Source organism: Chryseobacterium sp. Leaf404, assembly GCF_001424145.1.
Taxonomy (GTDB): domain Bacteria; phylum Bacteroidota; class Bacteroidia; order Flavobacteriales; family Weeksellaceae; genus Chryseobacterium.
The window spans coordinates 578,627-602,569 of the sequence record NZ_LMQM01000001.1; the positions used below are offsets into that span (position 1 = coordinate 578,627).

The 23,943-nt window shown below is 35.0% G+C and carries 22 protein-coding genes; 13 read left to right on the top strand and 9 right to left on the bottom strand.

The window, feature by feature from the left end; translation table 11 throughout:
* Positions 1 to 12: 12 nt before the first annotated feature.
* Both ASG31_RS02730 and ASG31_RS02735 read left to right on the top strand, forming a co-directional pair.
* Entirely contained in the window at positions 13 to 1,038 is a 1,026-nt protein-coding gene (locus tag ASG31_RS02730) for a hypothetical protein (protein ID WP_056027643.1), read from the top strand.
* Positions 1,035 to 1,526: a type II toxin-antitoxin system death-on-curing family toxin gene (locus tag ASG31_RS02735; protein WP_056027644.1), complete on the top strand. Its 492-nt coding sequence runs from the start codon at positions 1,035 to 1,037 to the stop codon at positions 1,524 to 1,526. Before ASG31_RS02730 ends, ASG31_RS02735 begins: the two co-directional genes overlap by 4 nt.
* Before the next feature lie 6 nt (positions 1,527 to 1,532).
* Here the strand turns inward: ASG31_RS02735 and ASG31_RS02740 are convergent, their stop codons facing one another.
* From ASG31_RS02740 to ASG31_RS02755, 4 genes are read right to left on the bottom strand one after another with little or no spacing between them, the layout of a single operon-like run.
* Entirely contained in the window at positions 1,533 to 2,936 is a 1,404-nt protein-coding gene (locus tag ASG31_RS02740) for a radical SAM protein (protein WP_056027646.1), read from the bottom strand.
* A 10-nt stretch (positions 2,937 to 2,946) separates the two neighbouring features.
* Positions 2,947 to 3,153, bottom strand: a complete 207-nt coding sequence (locus tag ASG31_RS02745) for a hypothetical protein (RefSeq protein ID WP_056027648.1) — start codon at positions 3,151 to 3,153, stop codon at positions 2,947 to 2,949.
* A 9-nt stretch (positions 3,154 to 3,162) separates the two neighbouring features.
* Entirely contained in the window at positions 3,163 to 3,396 is a 234-nt protein-coding gene (locus ASG31_RS02750; protein ID WP_056027650.1) for a hypothetical protein, read from the bottom strand.
* On the bottom strand, positions 3,393 to 4,157 hold the full coding sequence (locus ASG31_RS02755; protein ID WP_056027652.1) for a prolipoprotein diacylglyceryl transferase: 765 nt from the start codon (positions 4,155 to 4,157) through the stop codon (positions 3,393 to 3,395). The genes ASG31_RS02750 and ASG31_RS02755 overlap by 4 nt, the downstream gene beginning before the upstream one ends.
* A gap of 69 nt (positions 4,158 to 4,226) precedes the next feature.
* On the opposite strand from ASG31_RS02755, the gene ASG31_RS02760 reads away from it, so the two are divergent.
* The gene (locus tag ASG31_RS02760; RefSeq protein ID WP_056027654.1) at positions 4,227 to 5,267 is read left to right on the top strand and encodes a GMP reductase; all 1,041 of its coding nucleotides are present in this window, start codon (positions 4,227 to 4,229) and stop codon (positions 5,265 to 5,267) included.
* Between the two features lie 306 nt (positions 5,268 to 5,573).
* Here the strand turns inward: ASG31_RS02760 and ASG31_RS02765 are convergent, their stop codons facing one another.
* Positions 5,574 to 5,951, bottom strand: a complete 378-nt coding sequence (locus tag ASG31_RS02765; protein WP_056027656.1) for a hypothetical protein — start codon at positions 5,949 to 5,951, stop codon at positions 5,574 to 5,576.
* A 49-nt stretch (positions 5,952 to 6,000) separates the two neighbouring features.
* Here ASG31_RS02765 and ASG31_RS19105 point away from each other — a divergent pair, with 49 nt between their 5' ends.
* Positions 6,001 to 6,270, top strand: a complete 270-nt coding sequence (locus ASG31_RS19105; protein WP_410493179.1) for a recombinase family protein — start codon at positions 6,001 to 6,003, stop codon at positions 6,268 to 6,270.
* 149 nt (positions 6,271 to 6,419) lie between these two features.
* Here ASG31_RS19105 and fabG read toward each other — a convergent pair whose 3' ends face one another.
* The 3 genes from fabG to ASG31_RS02785 form a co-directional block, all read right to left on the bottom strand.
* A complete protein-coding gene (fabG, locus tag ASG31_RS02775) occupies positions 6,420 to 7,163 on the bottom strand; it encodes a 3-oxoacyl-[acyl-carrier-protein] reductase (RefSeq protein WP_056027660.1) in 744 nt (247 codons plus the stop codon).
* A 108-nt stretch (positions 7,164 to 7,271) separates the two neighbouring features.
* The gene (gene rsmI, locus ASG31_RS02780) at positions 7,272 to 7,949 is read right to left on the bottom strand and encodes a 16S rRNA (cytidine(1402)-2'-O)-methyltransferase (protein ID WP_056027663.1); all 678 of its coding nucleotides are present in this window, start codon (positions 7,947 to 7,949) and stop codon (positions 7,272 to 7,274) included.
* Between the two features lie 2 nt (positions 7,950 to 7,951).
* The gene (locus ASG31_RS02785; protein ID WP_056027666.1) at positions 7,952 to 9,358 is read right to left on the bottom strand and encodes a hypothetical protein; all 1,407 of its coding nucleotides are present in this window, start codon (positions 9,356 to 9,358) and stop codon (positions 7,952 to 7,954) included.
* A 60-nt stretch (positions 9,359 to 9,418) separates the two neighbouring features.
* Here ASG31_RS02785 and ASG31_RS02790 point away from each other — a divergent pair, with 60 nt between their 5' ends.
* From ASG31_RS02790 to ASG31_RS02815, 6 genes are all read left to right on the top strand, one after another.
* The gene (locus tag ASG31_RS02790; protein WP_056027668.1) at positions 9,419 to 10,027 is read left to right on the top strand and encodes a thymidine kinase; all 609 of its coding nucleotides are present in this window, start codon (positions 9,419 to 9,421) and stop codon (positions 10,025 to 10,027) included.
* 61 nt (positions 10,028 to 10,088) lie between these two features.
* Positions 10,089 to 12,536 (top strand): bifunctional UDP-N-acetylmuramoyl-tripeptide:D-alanyl-D-alanine ligase/alanine racemase, encoded by a 2,448-nt coding sequence (locus tag ASG31_RS02795; protein ID WP_056028059.1) that lies wholly within the window; start codon positions 10,089 to 10,091, stop codon positions 12,534 to 12,536.
* 2 nt (positions 12,537 to 12,538) lie between these two features.
* Positions 12,539 to 14,695 (top strand): patatin-like phospholipase family protein, encoded by a 2,157-nt coding sequence (locus tag ASG31_RS02800; RefSeq protein WP_056027670.1) that lies wholly within the window; start codon positions 12,539 to 12,541, stop codon positions 14,693 to 14,695.
* A gap of 5 nt (positions 14,696 to 14,700) precedes the next feature.
* The gene (ybeY, locus tag ASG31_RS02805; RefSeq protein WP_056027672.1) at positions 14,701 to 15,108 is read left to right on the top strand and encodes an rRNA maturation RNase YbeY; all 408 of its coding nucleotides are present in this window, start codon (positions 14,701 to 14,703) and stop codon (positions 15,106 to 15,108) included.
* A 188-nt stretch (positions 15,109 to 15,296) separates the two neighbouring features.
* Positions 15,297 to 17,159 carry a tRNA uridine-5-carboxymethylaminomethyl(34) synthesis enzyme MnmG gene (gene mnmG, locus ASG31_RS02810; protein WP_056027674.1) on the top strand — a complete coding sequence of 621 codons (1,863 nt, stop codon included), beginning with the start codon at positions 15,297 to 15,299 and terminating at the stop codon, positions 17,157 to 17,159.
* A 103-nt stretch (positions 17,160 to 17,262) separates the two neighbouring features.
* Positions 17,263 to 18,084, top strand: coding sequence for a class I SAM-dependent methyltransferase (locus tag ASG31_RS02815; protein WP_056027676.1), 822 nt, complete (start codon positions 17,263 to 17,265; stop codon positions 18,082 to 18,084).
* A gap of 625 nt (positions 18,085 to 18,709) precedes the next feature.
* Here ASG31_RS02815 and ASG31_RS02820 read toward each other — a convergent pair.
* Positions 18,710 to 19,900, bottom strand: a complete 1,191-nt coding sequence (locus ASG31_RS02820; protein ID WP_056028062.1) for a phosphoglycerate kinase — start codon at positions 19,898 to 19,900, stop codon at positions 18,710 to 18,712.
* Between the two features lie 684 nt (positions 19,901 to 20,584).
* Between ASG31_RS02820 and ASG31_RS02825 the strand changes: the two genes are divergently transcribed.
* The 3 genes from ASG31_RS02825 (at position 20,585) to ASG31_RS02835 (ending at position 23,943) form a co-directional block, all read left to right on the top strand.
* Entirely contained in the window at positions 20,585 to 22,207 is a 1,623-nt protein-coding gene (locus ASG31_RS02825) for a DUF4139 domain-containing protein (protein ID WP_082504421.1), read from the top strand.
* A 36-nt stretch (positions 22,208 to 22,243) separates the two neighbouring features.
* A complete protein-coding gene (gene rpiB, locus ASG31_RS02830; protein WP_056027681.1) occupies positions 22,244 to 22,678 on the top strand; it encodes a ribose 5-phosphate isomerase B in 435 nt (144 codons plus the stop codon).
* A 242-nt stretch (positions 22,679 to 22,920) separates the two neighbouring features.
* Positions 22,921 to 23,943 carry a YhcG family protein gene (locus tag ASG31_RS02835; RefSeq protein WP_056027683.1) on the top strand — a complete coding sequence of 341 codons (1,023 nt, stop codon included), beginning with the start codon at positions 22,921 to 22,923 and terminating at the stop codon, positions 23,941 to 23,943.

Genomic DNA, 23,943 nt, shown 5'->3' on the forward strand with positions numbered 1-23,943 from the left:
AAAATAGATAATATGAAAAGAGACTTAACAAACTCTCCTGTTGAGAGGAAAAATGTACTTAATAATAATTTAGCAATCTCTGAAATATATAAGGCAGTAAGTTTTACTGGAGTTCTTCTTGATAAAAAATATCGTTATACAAAACAGCAACTTTCTGAATTCTTTGAAGTTGACGTAAGAACAATTGAAAGGGTTTTAGAAAATAATGAAATTGAGATTATTTCAAATGGATATGAAGTTTTGTCTGGTAGCCGCCTTAGAGTTTTTAAAGAAGAATTTATTAAAGTAATAAATCCAACTTATAAAGAAGAATTAAGCAAAGCTCCATCTTTAGGTGTTTTTACATTTAAGGCATTGCTAAATTTTGGAATGTTATTAACTGATTCGGAACGAGCTAGACAAATTCGTTCTCTAATTCTAGACATTGTTATAGATGTATTAAATGAAAGAGCTCAAGGTCATACTAAATACATTAACCAAAGAGAAGAACAATATCTCTTTGTAGCTATGGATGAATTTGATTATAGGAAAAAATTTACAGATGCAATTGACCGTTATATTGAAAAGAACAATTTTAAATACTCTCAACTTACGGATAAGGTATACAAAAGTATATTTAAAGAAAACGCAAGTGAATATAAAAAAATACTTAGATTAAACTCTAAACAAAGTGTTCGATCAACCTTTTACACTGAAATTTTAAGAATTATATCAGATTATGAGAATGCTTTTGCTTTGGAGTTAGAAGATTCTTTCAAAAAGAAGGAAAAAAAATTAAATCTTACGGAAGCACATTCTTTATTCAGTGATTTTGCCAAAAGAGCTGAGAGAATGATGTCTGCTTCTTTACAAGACGCCAGAAGTAAAATGGCTAGTAGAGACCTGGTATTTAGAGATGCCCTACACGAAAAATTAGAAGACTATATAAAAGAGGTTTCTGAAGAGGATTTTGAAAAATTCTTAGGGGAGCAAAGTATGACGATTGAACAACGCTTAGAAGAAAACAAAGACGTTTTTAAAAGGTTAAAAGATAGATGATGACCCTACTATACTTTCCAAAAGAATTTGCTATAAAAATTCATGATAAAATCTTAGATATTTCTGGTGGACATGGAGGTATTAAAGATTTAGGTAATATAGATAGTCCTTTATATCACATTCAAAATGATTTGTATTATCCATTCATTGAGGATAAACTTACACATTTGGTATTTTGTTTTAATAAATTTCATGCTTTTAATGATGGAAATAAAAGAACATCTGTTGCATTAGGAGCATTCTTCTTGCAAACTAATGGTTTAGCCGGCATTGTCACAAAATTTATTCGTGAGATGGAAAATATTGCTGTTGCTGTAGCAGATAATATCATTAGTAAAGAATTATTGCATGATATAATTACATCTTTAATTTATGATGATGATTATGACGAAATTTTAAAATTAAAAATTTTCGATGCTCTAAATGAAGCAAATAGAGATATTAGGTCGGATTTGTATGAAAACAACACTCTCTGGGATCTGTACTAAATTAATTTAAAACAAAACCCGATCCTCCTTTCTCAGTTCCTCCAAATATTTAATTTTATCATCACGGTAAAACAGATTCATCGTCTCAAAAGGAATCATTTTTAAATCTTTATTCACAATGTGAACGCAGGATTTTTTGATGGCACGAACATCAAAATCATGGGCATCCATAAAATTCATAATGATGATTCTGAAAAGATTATCATAATCTAAATTCGGAGCCGAAACTTCCGGGAGACAACATAATAACTGATTTACTTTAGGCTGAACCTGATCTACAGAAATTCCGGTACTGAAAATGTCTAAAAGCTGCATTTTTAAACCTTCATCCTGTTCGTAAACAATCGTATTTTTGGTTTCATTATTCAGCAGATCAGCAGGATTGATGTATCTCGTTAAAGGAATGGTTTCACCTTCCAGCTTTAAAATATACCCCATCGCCAAAGCATCAGGATTACACGGAACAGGAATAATATCATCTCCATTTAACAGCGGAAATTGATTTAATATTTCCTGACGAACTTCCGTCAGCGTGATTTTTTCGTGCGCAGAATCTTCTCTGTTTCTTCCTGCAACCTCAACGGGCTGAAAGGTAATTCCGCGGACGCACTTCTGTTTTAAAGCAAAATCAATCAGCTTCCCGATTTCATCGATATTTTTGTCTTTTTGCAGAACAATTACGAGCGTTGTGGAAAGATTTAACTCATTTAATTTCGCCAAAGCTTTCATGCGTATATCCGTAAGATCTTTTCCTCTGAAATCTTCCAGAACTTCAGGTTTAAAAGAGTCAAACTGAAGATAAATCTCAAATTCCGGAGCATAAGTCGCCAGTTTTTCTGCAAAACCGGGATCATTCGCGATACGTATTCCGTTGGTATTCAGCATTAAATGTTTGATCGGTTTCGTCTTGGCGATATCCATTATTTTAAAAAATTCCGGATGAATCGTTGGCTCTCCACCACTGATTTGCACGACATCGGGTTCGCCCTCATTCCTCACAATCGTGTCAAACATAGCTTCGATTTGCTCCAGACTTCGGTGACTTCCATAGTGCGGCGAAGACATCGCATAACAGGTCGGACACGTCAGATTACAGCGGTCAGTAACCTCAACAATCGACAGACAGCTGTGCTGCTCATGATCTACACACAAACCGCAGTCGTACGGGCAGCCGTATTCCACATCGGTTCCGAAATGAACGGGCATTTCCGAGGCTTTATTGTAGTTTCTGATATTTTTGTAATACTCAACATCCGAAGCAATCATTGTTTTGAAAAAGCCGTGATCGGGACATCTTTTGGTCATAAAAACCGCTTCATCTTCAATGATGATCTTTGCTCCTACCCTTTTCAGACATTCGGGACAAAGGCTTATTGTGTAATCGTAATATGTATAATTTCTAACCGGCATAATTTTTTTTTTAAAGTATTCCGCCGCAGACCATCCCGCTTATAATCAGAATAAGAAGGGCTGCTATTGCAATAGTCTGCCAAAACTGTTTTGAAGAAAATTCCTGCTTTCTCCAATGAAAAATACCTTCTGTAATTTTTGCAATCACAAAAGATATGAAAAAAACGATGGCTCCTCCCATTAAAAGAAGCATCAAAATTCCAAAAATGATTTCCATTTCAATTTTTTACATTCCTCCGCAGACAACTCCACTTATCAGTCCACAAATCAACATTGATATAAGAACGGTTGTCCAAAATTTACTTTTAGAAAATTTTCGTCCGTCTTTACTTTCGTAAATAAGTTTTGCAAAAAGAGCAACGATCAATGATACAACGAAAGCCACCACAAGAATTATCAGAATGATCATTGCGACCAACCCTTCTAAACCACCAACTTCCAAGAGTGTCAGCATTTTCATAATGTAATTGTGTTTTTAGGTTTTATTAAATTTCTCTCCGTTTTTAATACATAAATATAATAAATAATCATGGAAAGACAGACCAGTTGAATTGTTCCCAGATTTCCGATAATATCAATTTTAGGTTTAATAAAATCTAAAAGGAATCTGAATGAAAAGTAACTCAGCATGAAAAGTTTAAACAGAAATCCCGAAACATATTTATTTTTCCTCTGAATCATTTTTAATTCGAACCACATGAAAAGTAGAAAAGCAATTTCATACAACGCAACGGGATGCCTTAGATATTCATCACCGAGATGCATTCCGAAGATTGATGTTGTGGGTAAGCCATACGTTTCTTCATGAACGCCCGTCAGAAAACAGCCGATTCTGCCGATGATCATCGCTAAAATTAAAGGATAAACTATCAAATCTCCTGTACTTTCTTTATGCCTGACCATCTTTTTTGCGAGTTCAACTCCAATCAGTCCAAAAGCTAAACCACCGACAATGGTGTTATTGGTCCAGAATCTTTTAAAGTTAAAATCATTAAAGAAAGCAGCCGGATTTTCAAGATTTCCGATCAGTTTTGAGCCAATCAAAGCACCTGCCGTTGCACCAATCAGAACCGCAGCTGATGTGTTGAAAGACAGTTTTTCGGGAGATTTTCTTTTAAGATAAAAATAAAAACGCATTCCAAGGAAAATTCCCAGCGTTTCAAACACGGGATGTGCAAGAATTGTTTTGCCAAAAATCTGAAAAGTAACAGGGAAATCCATCTTTTCAAAAGTAGTATATTTAAGGTAAATTATTAATTTTAATATTTAAATAAAATAAATTTCACCAAAATGCGAATAGAAAACGATATAAAACTAGGTTTTAAGGACGTCATGTTCAGACCAAAACGTTCCACCTTAAAATCCCGTTCTGAAGTCAATCTTGAAAGAGAATTTACCTTCCTTCACACCCAGAAAAAATGGAAAGGAACCCCAATTATCGCTGCGAATATGGATACGGTGGGAACTTTTGAAATGGCTGTGGAGTTGGCAAAAGATAAAATTATCACTGCTGTACACAAACATTACACCGTCGAAGAGTGGTCAGAATTCCTTGAAAATCAAGATACAAGAATTCATCAGTACATTGCCGTAAGTACCGGAACCGGGAAAGCGGATGAGGAAAAAATTAAATTAATTCTTGATAAGCATCCTCAGATCGAGTTTCTGTGCATTGATGTGGCGAACGGTTATTCAGAACACTTTGTGCAGTTTGTCAAAAAGGCAAGACAGGATTTCCCTGATAAAATCATCATTGCCGGCAACGTCGTAACAGGCGAAATGGTTGAAGAACTGCTTTTGGTAGGTGCAGACATCATCAAAGTGGGAATTGGCCCCGGTTCGGTTTGTACGACAAGAGTGAAAACGGGAGTAGGATATCCCCAACTTTCAGCCATTATCGAATGTTCTGACGCTGCACACGGTTTAAAAGGCCATATCATCGCAGACGGCGGCTGCAAAGTTCCGGGAGATGTTGCCAAAGCTTTCGGCGGCGGAGCGGATTTTGTAATGCTCGGCGGAATGTTTGCCGGACACGACGAAAGTGGCGGCGAAATGGTGGAAGAAAACGGAAAAAAATATAAACTTTTCTACGGTATGAGTTCCAAAACTGCGATGGATAAACACGCCGGAGGTGTTGCAGAATACAGAGCTTCTGAAGGTAAAACAGTGAAGGTTTCTTATAAAGGAGCAGTTTCTGAAACGGTGAAAGATATTTTGGGTGGCGTACGCTCAACATGTACTTACGTTGGAGCTTCAACGCTGAAGGAGCTGTCAAAAAGAACAACTTTTATCAGAGTTCAGGAGCAGGAGAATCAGGTTTTTAATGATTGAATTTGATTGCTTATTAAAATAAACTGAACGGCGGCAGCATTACCAGACAACTGAAAGCAGCCTCTGTTTCTTACGAACTGACTGCGTGCCGGGAACCTTTAGCCGCAGATTTTTTGCATGCTCAAAATCTTCAGTATTTTTGCAAAATGAGAGTTCGGTTTATTTCTGATGATTAAAGGAAATTAAAATTAAAGCGACGAAAAATTTTCCGTCGCTTTATTGTTATTCATTATGCAATTTACCACCACCCTCTTGTATTTCCGTACGTTACGTTTTTCGGCAGGTGATTTCTGACCAACTCATAGATCAATAGTCCAAATATTTAATTGCGGTGCTACCAAAATAAGGTTTGTCATCTTCTTCTGTCCAAAATAATGAGGCGCTGTGTACTAGATTGTAGGCACTGCACCATCCATCATTATTTTCTTTCTGCCATTTTTCTCCATAAGAATTGTGAACTTTAAATAATTCTAACAATTCACCGTTTTTTAAACTTTTTACTTTTTTGTAACCACAGATTACTGCAACGTGACTCATACCTTCAGCAGGTTCACCGTTCAATTGTATCATTGTTGCAGAAGAAAACATTACAGGTTTTTTCTTAACCGTAAGTATTTCAATTATTTTCTTCTTCATATCATCGTAAGTTATCTCTTTCCTGTTGATATCAATAGGATATGACATTACGCTTGTAGATGGAGTAGATACTTCAACTATAAATGGACGACTATTTTTGAATCTCATGGCTTCTTTAGCTGAATATGAAAGAGAATTAATAAGAGAAAGAACCAATGCAGGATTGCAATCAGCCCGAGCAAGAGTTAGAATTGGTGGCAGACCAAAAGGTTACACTGCAGAAACAATTTCTAAACTGGTACTTCTGCGCACTATATACAAAGATGTCACGAAACGTCCCGAAGATATTTATAAGCCTTTTGGATTGACTAGAGTAGAGCCTTTATATTCAATTTTGTTAATGTCAAACAAAGAAGAAGTTGTTTGACTAAAAGCGTGAAACCCAAATAAAATAATAATAATTTTAATTAAATTTTTCATGGTATTAATTTTATCAAACAAAAATAAATAAGCATACCACAAAAAAAAATACCACCTTGGGGTAGTATTTTAATAGTATTTTAGAGTAAAAATATTTTACGTCAACATTCCTCCATCAACGTTCAGAACCTGACCGGAAATATAAGAAGACATTTCACTACCGAAGAAAACGCACGCATTGGCTACATCTTCCGGCTGCCCGCCTCTTTTCAAAGGAATTCCGTCTCTCCAGCCCTGAACTGTTTTTTCGTCTAAAGCTGCCGTCATTTCAGTTTCTATAAATCCTGGTGCGATTGCGTTGCACCGGATATTTCTTGAACCCAATTCTAAAGCAATAGATTTTGTGAAACCAATCACTCCCGCCTTTGAAGCTGCGTAATTTGCCTGTCCCGCGTTACCTTTTACCCCAACTACAGAAGTCATATTGATGATAGAACCGGATTTTGCCTTCATCATCGGCTTAATTACCGCTTTTGTAAGGTTAAAAACAGAATCTAAATTCACTTTGATTATAGTGTCCCAATCATCTTTAGACATTCTCATCAGAAGATTATCTTTTGTAATTCCTGCATTGTTCACCAAAATATCTATTTTGCCAAACTCAGCCATCACATCATCTACCAGTTTTTGTGCAGCATCGTAATCCGAGGCATCAGACTGATAACCTTTAATTTGAGTAACAGAACTTAAAGCAGTTTCCAATTCTTTTGCTTTTTCTACAGAACCGGCGTAAGTAAATGCCACTTTTGCTCCCTGCTGAGCAAAAATTTCTGCAATTCCCTTCCCGATTCCTCTTGTAGCTCCGGTAATTAGCGCTACTTTTCCTTCTAATAGTTTCATATATGATTAATTTTTTTGAACCTTAATAATTCGTTGGGTGTAAATTATCCGGTTTGCAAAGATATTATTATTTGTTGGGTGTGTTAAATATACATTTTAAAATTTCTTCTATTTTAAAGCATTATTTACAATCAGCACAATTTCACCTTTTAAAGTTTTGCTTTTAGAAAACTCAATCAGTTCATCAATGCTTCCTCTTTTTGTTTCCTCGAATTTTTTTGAAATCTCTCTGCTCAAGCTTGCTCTCGTTTCATCACCAAAAAATTCTTTAATCTGCTCTAAAGTAGTATTGATTTTGTGCGGACTTTCGTAAAAAACAATCGTCTTTTTCTCTTCTGCAAGCTGCTTTAACTTCGTCTGTCTGCCTTTTTTGGGAGGCAAAAATCCTGCAAATAAAAACTCATTATTCGGAAGACCAGACACTACCAATGCCGGAATTAAAGCTGTGGCACCAGGCAGACAGATCATTTCTAAATGATGATCAGAACATGCCTTTGCCAGCAAATATCCGGGATCTGAAATCCCCGGTGTTCCCGCATCGGTAATGATCGCAATATTCTGCCCGTTCTTCAAATCTGAAATCACTTTTTCCGTTGCAGTATGCTCGTTATGCAGATGATATGATTTTAAAGGCTTTGAAATTTCGTAGTGTTTTAGAAGCACACCAGAAGTTCGCGTGTCTTCACACAAAATATAATCAACTTCTTTCAGCATTTTAACTGCTCTGAAAGTCATATCTTCCAAATTCCCAACCGGTGTGGGAACAAAATATAATATTCCGCTCAAAATTACAAGAATTTATTTTCTACCAAAATCCAGAGCCTCTGCGCATATTCGTCTACTTTTTCCCATTTGTGAGAGTAGTAGAGGTCGCTCAAGTATTCTTTGGCGTCTTCCACATTTTTAAAGGAATTCAGATTATTCACCACCTCATTCAGTTCAGACTGGCTGCCCCCGAAAAGCATTTTTGTAAACGCCATTCTGTCATTGAGATCCAGTTTAAACTCCGGTTTTGCCTTCTCAGCTTCCATAAAATCTGTGGGAATATTGGTTTTGATCAAACTGCCTCTATCCTCTTTTACCACGGGTATTTCCACTTTTTCCAGCGGCGTTTCTCTTTCTAAAGGATCATCATCAAACAAAGTCTGAATATTTTTTAATCCTCTTATACTCGCAAGTTTAATCTTTTTTTCCTGGCGGTAAGCCTCCAGATTTTCAAAACTTTCGTCTGACTTCAGATTCTCGGGTTTAGATTCTGATGAAGGTTGATCAATATCTACAATTTTTCTGCGGTATGGATTTTCTGCTTTCATTTCCGCTGATTCTCCGGAAAGCTCCTCATCTATTTCTGTTTCACTGAAAACCGATTCTACATCTGAACTTTCTGTACGTATTTCAGCCTCCTGACGACCTGAAAGTGAAACATACTCATTTTCAGTTTCTTCAATCAGAATTTCATCTTCATTCTGTTCAGTGGCAAAAATATCGGAAAGATGAGCAGTCTCTGTCTTAAGATGAGCTTCATTCCTATTGAATTCATTCAGCTCGTCATTGAAAATTTTTTCTTCATCAGTTTCCTTTTCATTGAAATTTTCTTCATTGAAATCATCCTCACTTTCAGGCTGAGAATTTTCCAGAATCCGGTCTTCGTCTACAAAATTTAAAACTGGATTAGTATTTTCCGGCTCTTCATCTATTTCATTCAGTTGGTTATTAAAAACAGCTTCCTCTTCCAGTTCCAAATGATCAGAAATCTCATCTGAAACAAAATTTTCGTTTGCTTCAGGCTGATTTTCTTCTTTTAAATGAACAATATTTTCGTGGAAATCGCTTTCAATAATCTCATTAACCTGATTATTGAAAATAGCTTCCTCTTCTTCAACCAAAATATTATTATCTGAATTCTCAAAAGGATCGGAACCAATTTCGTTGAATTCATTATTGAAAATCGCCTCTTCTTCCGTTACCAAACTTTCTGAATTATGATTTTCTTTTTGCTGATAATCAGTATTTCCCTCGCTATACTTTTGAAGATTTCTGTCTAACAATTTCAAAAAAGCAATTTTTTCGGCGAGATCATCGAGTAGACCGTGCTTAGAAATCAGTTCGTCAACGTTGTTTGTTTTGCCCAAAATATCAATGATATTTCTGGATTCAAAAAAAATCTTATCCTTTAAATCTTGAATGTTCTGCATCGTAGATTCTTATTAAAATTGCTTACTTTTGATGTTAAAATATTACGGCTAATTTAACAAATGTTTTTAGAAAATACAATTAATCATTCCAAACAGAGCGGTTGGATGGAAGTTATTTGTGGCTCAATGTTTTCCGGAAAGACCGAAGAGTTGATCCGCAGATTACGGAGAGCAGAAATGGCGGGGCAAAATGTGGAAATTTTTAAACCTAAAACCGATACCAGATATTCTGATGTAGACGTTGTTTCGCACAACAAAAATAAAATCCGCAGTACAGCAGTGGAAAATCCCAATGAAATCATTCTTTTAGGATCCAATTGTGACGTGGTGGGAATTGATGAAGCTCAGTTTTTTGATGAAAGCATTGTAGAGATAGCTAATCAACTGGCAAACAATGGAATACGCGTAGTAATTGCCGGCTTAGATATGGATTTTTTAGGCCGTCCTTTTGGGCCAATGCCTAATTTGATGGCGACTGCAGAATACGTAACAAAAGTTCACGCCATTTGCAGAAAAACCGGAAATCTTGCGAATTATTCAATGAGAACTTCTGCAGGTAAAAATTTGGTAGAACTGGGTGAAACCGAAGCGTATGACGCTGTAAGCCGCAGAGTTTTTGTAGATGAAGTTTTAAATAAAAAAGTTAATTCAGACTCATTTGAGTTTTAAAAATTATACCGGAGCTCCCTCGAACAACAAATTTCCAAAATTAAATGCAGAAAAGGCACCAATGAATTACACACTCAATCAAATCGCGGAAATCACCCTTTCAAAAATTATTGGAAATGGAGAATTGCTGATCAAAAACATTGCTTTCGACAGTAGAATTATTTATTCCACCAAAAATTCTGCGTTTATTGCAATTAATACTCAGAAAAATTCTGGCGAGAAATTTATTGAGTCTGCGATTGACAGAGGCATTAACATCATTATTTCTGAACACTATTTTCCTCAGTTTGAAAATATAAACTGGATTATTGTTGAAAATTCTGTGGAATTTCTTCAAAAATTAACCAAATATTACTTTGAAAATTCTCATTTAAAATCTATCGGAATTACCGGAAGCAATGGCAAAACAATTTTGAAAGAATGGCTTTATCAATGTCTTTGGAATGAATTTCCGACGGTAAAAAGTCCGAAAAGTTTCAATTCCCAGATCGGTTTGCCACTTTCTTTGCTTCAAATCAACGATTCTCACGAATTAGGAATCTTTGAAGTCGGAATATCCAAACCTCACGAAATGGAAAAACTGGAGCAGATATTCCAGCCTCAGATTGGTTTATTGACACACATCGGAACTGCGCATCTTGCCAATTTTCAATCGGAAGAAGAACTAATTGATGAAAAAATAAAACTTTTTAAAAATTCTGAGGTCATTATTTTTAATGGAGATAATGAATTGGTTTTAAACAAAATAAACACACTCTATTCAAGCAAAAAATTAATTACCTACGGAATCAAGGAGAGTAATCATGTTTATTTTAAAAATTTGAATACTAAAGACGAAAATCTTGTTGTAAACTATTTTGACGGTGAAATTACTTTTCCTGTTCACCAGAGAGACGAGGCGACGTTAACCAATGCTTTGGCACTCGTAACCGTTTTGAAGGAACTCGGAATATCTAATCAGAAGATTGTTGAAAAAATTAACGCTTTAAAGGCTGTGGAGATGCGTCTGGAAGCCATTGAAGGGGTGAAAAATAACATAATCATCAACGATTCATTTAATTTGGATTTAGATTCACTGAAAACAGCTCTCCAGTTTTTGAATGAATATAAAAAACCCAGAAAATCTCTGGTTTTAACGGATATTTTCGACGTAAATTCTAATTCTGAACAACTATACGAGGAAGTTTCTGATCTTGTAAATGAACAGAAATTTCAGTCGGTTTTCTTAATCGGTGATGAAATATCAAAATTTAGTGATTCATTTAACGCTGAAACCTATACTTTTGTTAATACTCAGGAATTAATTGACAGTAAACACCTTACCGAACTTCAAAATCAAATTATTTTATTAAAAGGTGCAAGGAAATTTGAGATTGAAAAGGTGAAAGACATTCTTGAACTCAGAAAGCACGACACGGTTTTAGAAATTAACTTAAATGCACTTCTTCATAATATCAATTATCATAAATCTCTGCTGAAACCTGCTACGAAAATGATGGCAATGGTTAAGGCAAATTCCTATGGTTTAGGAAGTTATGAGATTTCAGAATATCTTCAGCATCACCACATTGATTATTTAGGAGTTGCATTTGTAGATGAAGGTGTAGAACTCCGGAAAAAGGGAATCACCGTGCCGATCGTCGTGATGAATCCTGAACAGCACAGTTATGATGCAGTAATTCAATACAATTTGGAGCCTGAAATCTACAGTTTCCGTGTTTTGGAACTTTTTTACGCCGCAGTCCAGAAATCGGGATACGACAGACATTATCCCATCCACATCAAGCTGGAAACAGGTATGCACAGACTTGGTTTTAAAGGTTTTGAACTGGATCAGCTGAGCGAAACTTTACACACAATGAATGTCAAAGTTCAAAGTATTTTCAGCCATCTTTCGTCTTCAGATATACCAACTGAGAAAGATTTTACGTTGAATCAGTTAGATACATTTAAAGAAAACTCAGGTTATTTGATGGAAAAGCTGGGCTACACACCTATGCGGCATATTTTAAATTCATCGGGAATTACTAATTATACCAGTCATCACTATGACATGGTAAGAATCGGCATAGGAATGCTGGGAGAGTCACAAAATAGTGAAATACAGAAACAGCTGCAGTCCGTAGTCAGTTTCAAAACGGTAATTTCCCAGATTTCATTAATTGAAACAGGAGAATCAGTAGGTTACAGCAGAAGATTTAAAGCCGATAAACCCACAAAAATAGCCACCATCCCCGTTGGATATGCAGACGGAATTCCCAGATTAATAGGAAATCAGATCGGAAATGTAGGCATCAACAAGACTTTAGCCCCAATAGTTGGCAGTATCTGTATGGATATGATGATGATTAATGTAGATCATATTCCCAACGTCAAAGAAGGCGATACCGTAACTGTTTTCAATGCCAAACCAAGCCTCAAAGAGTTCGCAGAATACTGCAAAACCATCACTTACGAAGTATTAACCTCCATTTCACCTCGTGTAAAGCGGATTTATGTAAAAGATTAACTATGAGAAAACTCCTGATTCTTTTGTTTGCATTTCAATTACTTTTGATTCATTCTCAGGTAAAGGAAAATCTGAAAATTCCTAAGAATCCTAAAATAGGACTTTCTCTTGCAGGTGGCGGCGCAAAAGGGTTTTCTCACGTTGGAGTTCTTAAAGTTCTGGATTCTTTAGGCGTGAAATTAGATTACATATCCGGAACGAGCATGGGTGCGATCGTGGGAGGTTTGTACGCATCAGGCTATTCCGGAAAGGAAATTGAAAAAATTGTGATGGATACCGATTTCTACTCATTAATCCGTGATCCGAAGTCAAGAAAAGAGAGTACATTTTTTAACAAGGCTGTAGACAAATATTTATTTTCAATTCCACTTCAAAACGGAAAAATCACCCTTCCCTCTTCCATCAGTTCCGGACAGAAAAATGTTTATCTTCTTAAAGAATTATTTAAAAATGTGTCGAATGTAAATGATTTCTCAAAACTCCCAATCCCCTTCATGTGCGTCGCAACCAATCTTGAAAGCGGCAACATGGAAATTTTTGAGAAAGGAGATCTGGTACAGTCGATTATGGCAAGCTCAGCATTTCCATCCCTGATGGATCCCGTAAAAATTGGTGACAGCATTTACATTGACGGCGCTATGACCGTAAACTATCCCTCAAAGCCTCTAAAGGATAAGGGAATTGACATTGTAATCGGAGTTGATTTAAATCAAGATCTTTCAAGTAGAGAAGATTTAAACAATATTATTTCCATTTTAAATCAGGTTATCGACTTCGGTATTCAAAAAGACACCAGAAGACAGTACAAATACACAGACATCAACATCAAACCGAACCTTACGGGAATGACGGCTACGAGCTACGATGACAAGAAGAAAATTCTTGACAGTGGTTATGTGGAAGGTCAGAAATATGCAGCCATCCTGGATCAACTTCCAAAGAGAGAATTTGACCGCCTCAGACAGGCTGTAAATCCAATTTATTCCAATGTCTATAAGATTGACAGCATTTCGATTGAAGGCGGCAGAATCTACGGTAAAAACTATGTTCTCGGTAAAATGGGACTCCGTCTGCCGTCTTTGCAAACGTATGGAAGCATCAACCGTGGTCTAGACAAACTTGTGGCAACAAATAACTACCGTTTTATCAATTATGATATCGTTACAGAAAATAATTTCAATTATCTTAAATTATACGTGACTGAAGATGATGCAAGACATTTTCTAAAATTCGGACTTCATTATGATGAAATTTTTAAAACCGGATTACTGGTAAATTATTCCGCAAAGAGACTTTTATTTAAAAATTCAAATCTGTCCCTTGACGTTATTGTCGGAGATAAGCCACGTTACTATTTAAACTATTTTATCGACAACGGGTACATTCCAGGATTCGGAATATATTCTTCGGGAATGAGTTTCGATATCAAAGGAAACAACAATATCAACATCGACAAATGGGAATGGCTGAGAAATGAAGCTTATATTCAATCTGTCTGGAAGGATAAATTCGCTGTTGGTGCAGGAATCAGCCATGATTATTTTGAAGCTGAAATGAACGGCACAAACAAAAGATACAACCGCTTTCTCAATCCTTACGTATTTTTGAAAAGTGATACGCAAAATGACCGCGATTTTCCTACCAAAGGATTTTATCTGAATGCCGAAGGTAAAGTCATTGATTTGCTCAAATCTGAAGTTGAAAAAAGAGTCGTTCAGGTAAAAGCAGATATCAGAATCAACATTCCGTTGTCTAAACAGTTCAGTTATCATCTGAATCTTTATGGTGGAATTACCATCGGCGACAATCTTCCACAATTTTATCAATATAGGTTAGGAGGAATTTTTGAGCAGAATATGGTCAATTTCAAAACTTTCAACGGTTTTTATTTTGCTCAACTCAACAGTAACAACGTTGCTCTAATTTCAAATGACGTTCAATATAACTTTAAGAAAAACTTTTTTCTAAGCGGAAACTTTTCTTTTGCCAACCTCTCAGATGATATTACATTCGAAGATGCGGTAAAAGTAAATTACAGTTCAGTCGGAGCAAGTATTGGATATAAATCTCCGTTTGGACAGATTAGATTTAATTTTGGTCATTCACTTAAAAACAATCAAAAAGGCATATTCAGCGTTATTTTAGGACACTGGTTTTAAAAATTATGATACAATTCTTTTACGAAAATATACCCGAATCTGTAGATACGGAATATACAAAATGGCTTGAAGAAATCATTTTCTCTGAAGGCAAAAAACTTGGAGAAATCAATTATATCTTCTGTGATGACGAATATTTACTAAAAGTAAACCAGGACTATCTTCAACACGATTACTATACAGACATCATCACTTTTGATTACGTAAAAGGCAAAACAATAAGCGGAGAGATTTTCGTATCTTTGCAACGCATTTCAGACAATGCTTCTACTCTATCCAAAAACTTTGAGGAAGAATTACGTCGGGTTTTAGCTCATGGCATTTTACACCTTTCCGGTTATAAAGATAAAACAGAAGAAGAAGAAAAACTGATGCGAAGCAGAGAAGATTTTTATTTAGCAAAATACTCTTAATGTTTTTTAGCATCTTAATACCGCTCTCCGCACTCGCTATTTTTTCAAAAAATGAGTTAAAAAAAATGCTTGGATCGGGGCTAAATATCGATATACAGGCGATTGTAGCCTTTAAATCAAAATAATGTTTCACGTGAAACATTTACAGAAAAGATAAAAATTTAAAGCTTAAAATAAGCAATAAAAAAATGATATCAGAAATATATGATGTAATTGTAGTAGGTGCCGGCCACGCAGGATGTGAAGCCGCAGCTGCTGCAGCAAACTTAGGTTCCAAAACATTGCTCGTCACAATGAATATGCAGACTATCGGACAGATGAGTTGCAACCCTGCAATGGGAGGAATTGCAAAGGGACAGATTGTAAGAGAAATCGACGCGATGGGTGGTTACTCAGGGATTATTGCAGACAAATCTGCAATACAATTTAAAATGCTTAACCTTTCCAAAGGACCGGCAATGTGGTCTCCAAGAACACAGAACGACAGGATGCTTTTCGCTGAAGAATGGCGTTTAGCACTGGAAAATACGCCTAATCTTGACTTCTTCCAGGATATGGTGAAGAGTTTAATTATTGAAAATAATAAGGCTGTTGGTGTAGTAACTTCTTTAGGAATTGATATCAGATCCAAATCGGTTGTACTTACTAACGGTACTTTCCTAAATGGTTTAATCCACGTTGGAGATAAACAGTTAGGAGGCGGAAGAATGGGCGAACCAAGAGCATTCGGAATAACAGAACAATTAGTTTCTGTAGGTTTTGAGGCAGGAAGAATGAAAACCGGTACTCCACCAAGAGTGGACGGCAGAAGCCTTGACTACTCCAAAATGGAAGAACAGAAAGGAGATGAAAATCCTCAAAAATTCAGCTATTTAGACAGCCCTAAATTAACCAAACAATTAAGTTGTCACATTGTTTACACCAATGAAACGGTACACGATATTTTGCGTGAAGGTTTCGATAGAAGCCCAATGTTTAACGGTACTATTCAAAGTTTAGGTCCAAGATATTGCCCAAGTATTGAAGATAAGATTAACCGTTTTGCGGAGCGTACAAGACATCAGCTTTTCGTGGAACCGGAAGGATGGAGAACCGTTGAAATTTATGTAAATGGTTTCAGTTCTTCATTACCTGAAGATGTTCAGATTAAAGCTATGAAGCATATCCCAGGATTTGAAAATGTAAAAGTTTTCAGACCTGGCTATGCTATTGAATACGACTACTTCCCTCCTACTCAGTTAAAGCATACATTAGAAACAAAATTGGTTGACAACTTATATTTTGCGGGTCAAATCAATGGTACAACCGGATATGAAGAGGCAGGCGGACAGGGCTTAATGGCAGGTATTAATGCCCATAATAAAGTTCATGAAAAGGATGAATTTATCCTGAACAGGGATGAAGCATATATCGGTGTTTTAATAGACGATCTCATCACAAAAGGTACTGAAGAACCTTACAGAATGTTTACTTCAAGAGCTGAGTACAGATTGCTTTTAAGACAGGATAATGCAGATATCAGATTGACAGAAAAAGCATTTGAATTAGGATTAGCAAAGGAAGACAGACTGAGAAAAGTAGAAGAAAAAATCGCTAAAAGTCAGGAACTTGAAACCTTTTTGAGAGAAACTTCTTTAAAACCAGGAATTATCAATCCTATTCTGGAAAGCATTGAAAGTAATCCTGTTGATCAGGCTTACAGAGCTTCCCAATTTCTTACAAGACCCAATATTACCATAGATAAACTGGATGAAATCGAATCTATTAAGGATTTTACTTCTCAATACAGCGATGAAGTAAGAGAGCAAGCCGAGGTAAATATTAAGTATAAAGGCTATATAGAAAAGGAGAAAGAGAATGTTGCAAAGCTAAACAGATTGGAAAATGTAAAGATTCCTGAAGATTTTGACTATATTAAAATATCAAGCCTTTCTTCAGAAGCTAAGCAAAAAATGAATAAAGTAAGACCTAAAACTTTGGCTCAAGCGGGAAGAATAAGCGGCGTTTCACCTGCAGACATCAACGTTTTAATGGTGTACTTAGGTAGATAAATTAGATATGTTTCACGTGAAACATTTATAATAAACAAAGGTATTTAGAGGCTTAAAACACTTTTCTGAATACCTTTATTTTTAAAATCCAATTTAAAAAAAAATGAAAATTAAAGATCATTTTCTTTCTCAGGAAATATTTGAAATCATAGAAACCGAAACAAAGGGTGTGTTTAAAACCTCCCCTATTCCATCAAATATTTCTAAATATTATGAAAGTGAAGACTATATTTCGCATCATCAGGATTCCGGAACATTCAAGGAAAAACTGTATAAATTTTTACAATCTTTCAATTTACAGTACAAGAAAACGATTCTTTTAGACAGAATCAATAAAGGTTCAAGAGTTTTGGATTACGGCTGTGGCGCAGGAGAATTTGTAAAATATATCGAAAATGACTTTACAGCATTTGGATTTGAACCCGATTCTGATGCAAGAAATGCTGCAAATCGCAAGATATCTAAAGCGACAATTTTAGATAACATCGATACGATTGAAGATTACAGTCTGAATGCGATTACGCTTTGGCATGTATTTGAACACATCGAAAATCAGGATGAAATGCTCGAAATTTTTAATAAAAAATTAAAAGAAAAAGGATTGCTTATAATTGCTGTTCCCAACCCTACTTCATACGATGCACAACATTATAAAGAATATTGGGCAGCTTATGATGTACCGAGACATGTTTACCATTTTTCGAAAAATGGAATGGAAAATCTGATTTCAAGAAAACCTAACTGGAAAATGAGAAAAATTAAACCATTGGTCTTAGATTCTTACTACATCTCCATGTTGAGCGAAAAATACAAAAAATCACCCCTATTTTGGATCAAAGCACTGATTCACGGAACGATTTCTAACGTAAAAGCATTATTTTCCAACGAATTTTCAAGTCTGATATACATTATCGAAAAAAAGTAGAAAATCGATTTTTAAGCTATTTCTACAGGTCAATTTTTAGCATTTTTGTCATGAATTTAAAAAAATCATGGTTTTTTCCTGAGTTTTTGTTTTTTAAAAATTTATTAAAATTAAATTTGAAATGTTCTAAAAGTAAGAATTCACTCATCATTTAATTTTTTGATTAACTTAAAATTTAAAATATAGATTAGAACAAAATATATTTGAAATAACAAAAAAATATTTAGACTTTTTTGTGAATTACAAATCATATGAAAAAATAAGAAAAAAGGAAAATATGAGATTTAAAAAATGAATTTTTACAAAAACATATCATTTTAAGCCTAAAATAAAAATTATGTCCAAACACTTTAGGAATTTCTTTTTTTTGTTTTAAAACCTTATTCTGAAAGCCAATTTTTCAACATTTTTCTTAAAATTTCCAATTTTGACTATTATGTCAAAAATAAATTTCGAAAATTCTTTCAGCGAAAAATAATTTGGATTAAATAAAATTTTAAACAATTGCAAAACTTAAATTGAGAAACAAATTTTTTGAAATTAATATTCAATCGTAAAAATTATTAAAATAAAAAAGTCTGTCAGAAATTCCAACAGACTCAAATTATGTAAAAATTAAAATTTCTTAGTTATTGATAGCAGCAACTCCCGGAAGTTCCAAACCTTCCAAACTTTCAAGCATGGCACCGCCACCTGTAGAAACATAACTTACTTTTTCACCATAACCAAATTGCTTAACAAAAGCTACACTGTCACCTCCCCCAACTAATGAGAAAGCTCCCAATTTTGTAGCTTCTGCAATACTGTCGCCCAAAGCTACAGTTCCCGCAGAGAAATTTGACATTTCGAAAACTCCAATTGGCCCATTCCAAAGAATCGTTCTTGAATTTAACAGAACATCGTTGAACTGATCTCTTGATTTTGGACCTGCATCCAATCCCATCCATCCTTCAGGAATTTCATAAATGTTGACTTCCTGTGTATCTGCATCATTGCTGAAACTTTCAGCAATAATCGTATCGGAAGGAAGGTAAACTTTTACATTATGTTCTTTGGCTTTACCTAAAATTTCAAGTGCGAGAGAGAGTTTATCTTCTTCAACCAATGAAGTTCCGATTTTACCACCTAAAGCTTTAATGAAGGTAAATGCCATACCTCCACCAATAATTAAATTGTCAACTGCAGGCAAAATATTTTCTATAATGGTAATTTTAGTTGAAACTTTAGACCCTCCCAGTATCGCTGTTACAGGCTTTTCTCCACTTTTTAAAACTTTATCAATCGCTTTTAGTTCGTCAGCCATCAATAAACCGAAAAATTTAGTTGAATCAAAAAATTTAGCTATCACAGCTGTAGATGCGTGTGCTCTGTGAGCGGTACCAAATGCATCATTCACATAGGCATCACCTAATTTCGAAAGTTTTTCAGCAAACGCCTCATCCCCTTCTTCTTCTTCACTGTGGAAACGTAAATTTTCCAATAAAAGGATTTCTCCGGCTTTCAGTTCAGAAGCTGCCTGTTGAGCTTTTTCACCTACACACTCATCCACGAATTTCACTTCCTTTCCAAGAACCTGAGAGACTTCGTTCACAATGTGTTTTAAAGAAAACTCATCTTTAGCCTCACCTTTCGGTCTGCCTAAGTGAGCCATCAAAATTACAGAGCCGCCATCCTGAAGAATCTTGTCAACAGTAGGTTTTACAGCTACAATTCTTGTATTGTCTGTCACTTTCAGCTGGTCGTCTTGGGGAACGTTAAAATCTACTCTTACCAGAGCCTTCTTGTCTTTAAAATTGAAATCGTTGATTGTTTTCATATGTATATTTAATATTTTTCTGTCGTCGTCAGTCATTCGTTTTATAAAAGCTCCGGCGCATTTCACCCAGTTTTTCTGCTCAGACTGTTTACGCAATGACCCCGTTTCGGTAAGCTGAAATGAATCATCAAACTCATGCCGTTTTCACTGTTTTCTTTAAATTTCTGTTTCACAAATGTAAGATTTTAAAGTCTCGCAAAAAATTGAAACTTTTAAAAGTTTTCAAAATTTTCCAAACAAAGCCCCACTCATTAATCAACACTATTTTCTTTTTTTTAATAAAGAAAGAATGAATACTGTTGTTGAGTGTTGTGAGTTTCGGGGATAACTTTAAAGCAAATACTTCATAACACTCAGTTTTACTTTAATTCATATTTAATTCACAAAGTAAAATGCTGAAATCCTGATTTTTCTATCACTTACCAACAAATATGGATAACTTTTCCACGATACCCTTTATGAATAATCGGTCTATGGAGAAAGTCAAGAAATGTCTGAGGAAAGTTTTTTAAAATTTGTGTCCGAAAATTTGGAGGCGACTTTCATTAGTTATTTTTTGCTCAGAAAAAAAGTTTAATTTCAACAAAGTTTTCCACAGTTATTCACAATGATGTTAACACTTATTCGACGGGAAACTAACAATTGAGATTTAATACTTAAATTTGAACATTCAAAAAAACTGAGATGATGAGTAAATTCTATCTGTTTGGTCTTTCATTATTTTCCATTTCAATCTACTGTCAGAAGCCCGTCTTTGCTGAAGCTGAGCTGAAAACTGCGACAGTGTATGAGCAATCGGGAGAGCTTTTTTCTACGACCTCTTTTAAAATTCCGAAAGGAAGTTCTGAAATCATCATCACCAATATTGCTGAAAACATTGATCAGAATTCGATCAAACTGGGAAGTAAGAATAAAATTTCTATTCTCACATATCGTTTTTCAAATGACGTAGAGATGTATGCGGTAGCTTTAGATAAGAAAAATCCGCAGCATAAAATTGTTTTAGACAGTATTGATCTGGCTAATAATAAGTTAGAAATTCTAAATTTAGAGAGAAATACACTTTCAAAAAGTCTTGAAATTTTAGATCGAAACCAAACCATTAATGCGGGCTCGACATCTTACGCTTCCGAGGTTTCAAAATTGTTGAAATACAATCAGAAGAAAAGGCTGGAACTGGGCACAGAGTTGGTAAAAAATCAGGAAATTATCAATACATGGCAGGAAAAACTCAGCCGTCTGGAGACGAAATTTAATTTGAATAATCAGGAAAGAGAAAATTATCCGAAAGGTAAACTCATCCTTCAGGTTTCTGCTGAAGCCAATGAAAATGTAAATCTTGATATTAAATATAACGTCAACAATGCCTCATGGAGACCTTATTATGATGTAATTGCCAATGGTTTGGGAAATAAAATCAATCTGGGTTACAAAGCGATGGTTCGGCAGAATTCCGGTTTAGACTGGAAAAACGTGAAGATGAACTTGATTTCGGGATATCCGAATCAGCAAAGAATAATTCCACAGTTGGGTGTTTGGCAACTATATTATCAACCTCAGGAAGACATGCAGGCTGCGGTTTCTTCTATTCAGGGAAAAGCTTCCGGCGTTTCTGTAAGAGGAAATTCTACGGCATCGGTATCAGCAGTTTCTGACGTAGCTATTACCGGACCGAGAAATGTGGTTTCTCAAAATCAGTTAAATTTAAGCTACGAACTGGAAGATAAATTCACGATTTTATCAAATAATAAAGACAACAGCATTAATCTGAATTCCACAGATATTCCTGCAAACTTTGTTTATTCTGCGGTTCCAAAGTACTCCAATTCTGCATTTTTGGTAGCTGAAATTGAAAATTTAGACAAATACAATTTGATTCCTGCCGAAGCAAATATTGTGTTTGAAGATACCAACGTTGGCAAAACTGTGATCAATCCTGAAACTACCGACAGCAAGATGATTCTGACCTTGGGAGAAGACCGGAGGATCAGCATCAAAAGGCAGCCTGTGAAAGATAAAACCTTTACAAAAAGCATTTCTTCCACGAATAAAGAACAGCAGTTTGCTTTTGAAATTACAGTGAGAAACAACAAAAGTGAGAAAATAAAAATCAAGCTGAAAGACCAGATTCCGATCACTACAGACAAGCAGATTATCATCTCGATGGTTGATAAAGGAAATGCAGAATACGATGAAAAGACAGGAATTCTAACTTGGAATGTTTCTCTGAATGCTAATGAAACGCAGAAAATCAATTTCTCATATAAAGTTAATTCACTAAAAAGCAGTGATTTGAGAGGTTTGTAAATCAGAAATAAATTTAAAATCTAATATAAAAGTAAAATGAAAAGAAAAATCGCAATTGCCGGAGACCACGCCGGTTTTGAGTACAAGGAAATTCTGAAAAAACATCTTGAAGAACAGTTTGAAGTTCAGGATTTCGGAACTTTTTCTACCGATTCTGTGGATTATCCGGACTTTGTACATCCTGCAGCGACCTCAGTTGAAAACGGCGAAAACGAATTGGGAATCCTGATCTGCGGAAGCGGAAACGGTGTGCAGATCACAGCAAACAAACATCAGAAAATCCGTTGTGCACTTTGCTGGATGCCTGAAATTGCTGAGTTGGCAAGACAGCACAATGATGCAAATATGATTTCGATTCCTGCGAGATTTATTGCAAAAGAAGTAGCGATAGAAATTGCAAATAAGTTTCTAAATACTCCTTTCGAAGGTGGAAGACACCAGAACAGAGTAGATAAAATAGCAGTTTGCTAAAAAACATAAAGGCTTGTAATTCAGTTTGCAAGCCTTATTTATTTTTTATTTTATATATTTGCAGAGTCCAACGGTCATTACTCAACTGTTGATTCCTCCAAAAATTTCAGATATTTTAAAAAAGATTATCAGAAATATTTCCCCACTCTTCTCCATATTTGTTTTAAATTTATACAAAACTAAGTCTGAGCTGTAAAATTGATTAATATTAAAAATCATGCACTCAAAGTCTATACTCATTAATGTTAGAAAATTCTCAAATAGTATTTATTTCTGAAATCAAAAGCAAAGTAAGAAATGCCCAGTATGAAGCGATGAAGGCAGTAAATGTTGCTTTGATTAATCTGTATTGGGAAATTGGAAAATCTATCTCTGAAAATCAAGTCGAAAACTGGGGTAAATCGATTGTTCCGACGCTGTCAAAGGAACTTCAAAGCGAGTTTCCTGGAGTTGGTGGATTTTCGACAACAAATTTATGGTTGATGACTCAGTTTTATACTGAATATCAATCTGTTGAAAATCTCCATCCATTGGTTGGAGAAATTAGCTGGTCTAAACATATTGTTATTTTAAACAAATGTAAAGATCCAAAAGAGAGAGAATTTTATATTCTTTCAACCAAAAAATATGGTTGGACAAAGAATGTTCTCATTCATCAAATAGAAAATCAAACCTTCCAAAAGTATCTTGTCAATCAAACCAATTTTGATGAAACATTACCGGAAAAAATTAGAAATCAAGCTATTTTAGCAGTCAAGGATGAGTATATTTTTGATTTTTTAGGAATTGAGGAAGAGCATTCTGAGAAAGATTTAGAATTAAAATTGATTCAAAATATAAGAGGATTTCTGCTTGAACTGGGCAGTGATTTTTCATTCATTGGAAATCAGTTTAAAGTTGAAGTTTCTCAAAAGGAATACTTCATTGATCTGCTGCTATTTCATCGAAAGTTGCAAAGCCTTGTCGCAGTAGAATTGAAAATAGGAGAATTTTTACCTGAATATAAAGGCAAAATGGAATTCTATTTGAATCTTCTGAATGATAAAATAAAATTGCCACACGAAAATGAAGCCATAGGAATCATCATTTGTAAAAGTAAAGACCGCACTATTGTCGAATACTCATTAAAATCAAGTAATTTACCAATAGGAGTTGCAACCTACTCCACTTCAGAAAAACTTCCAAAAAATTATCAGGAATTATTGCCAAATACAAAAGAATTATCAGAGAAGTTTGATAATTATATTAAAAATTTAAAAGAATAA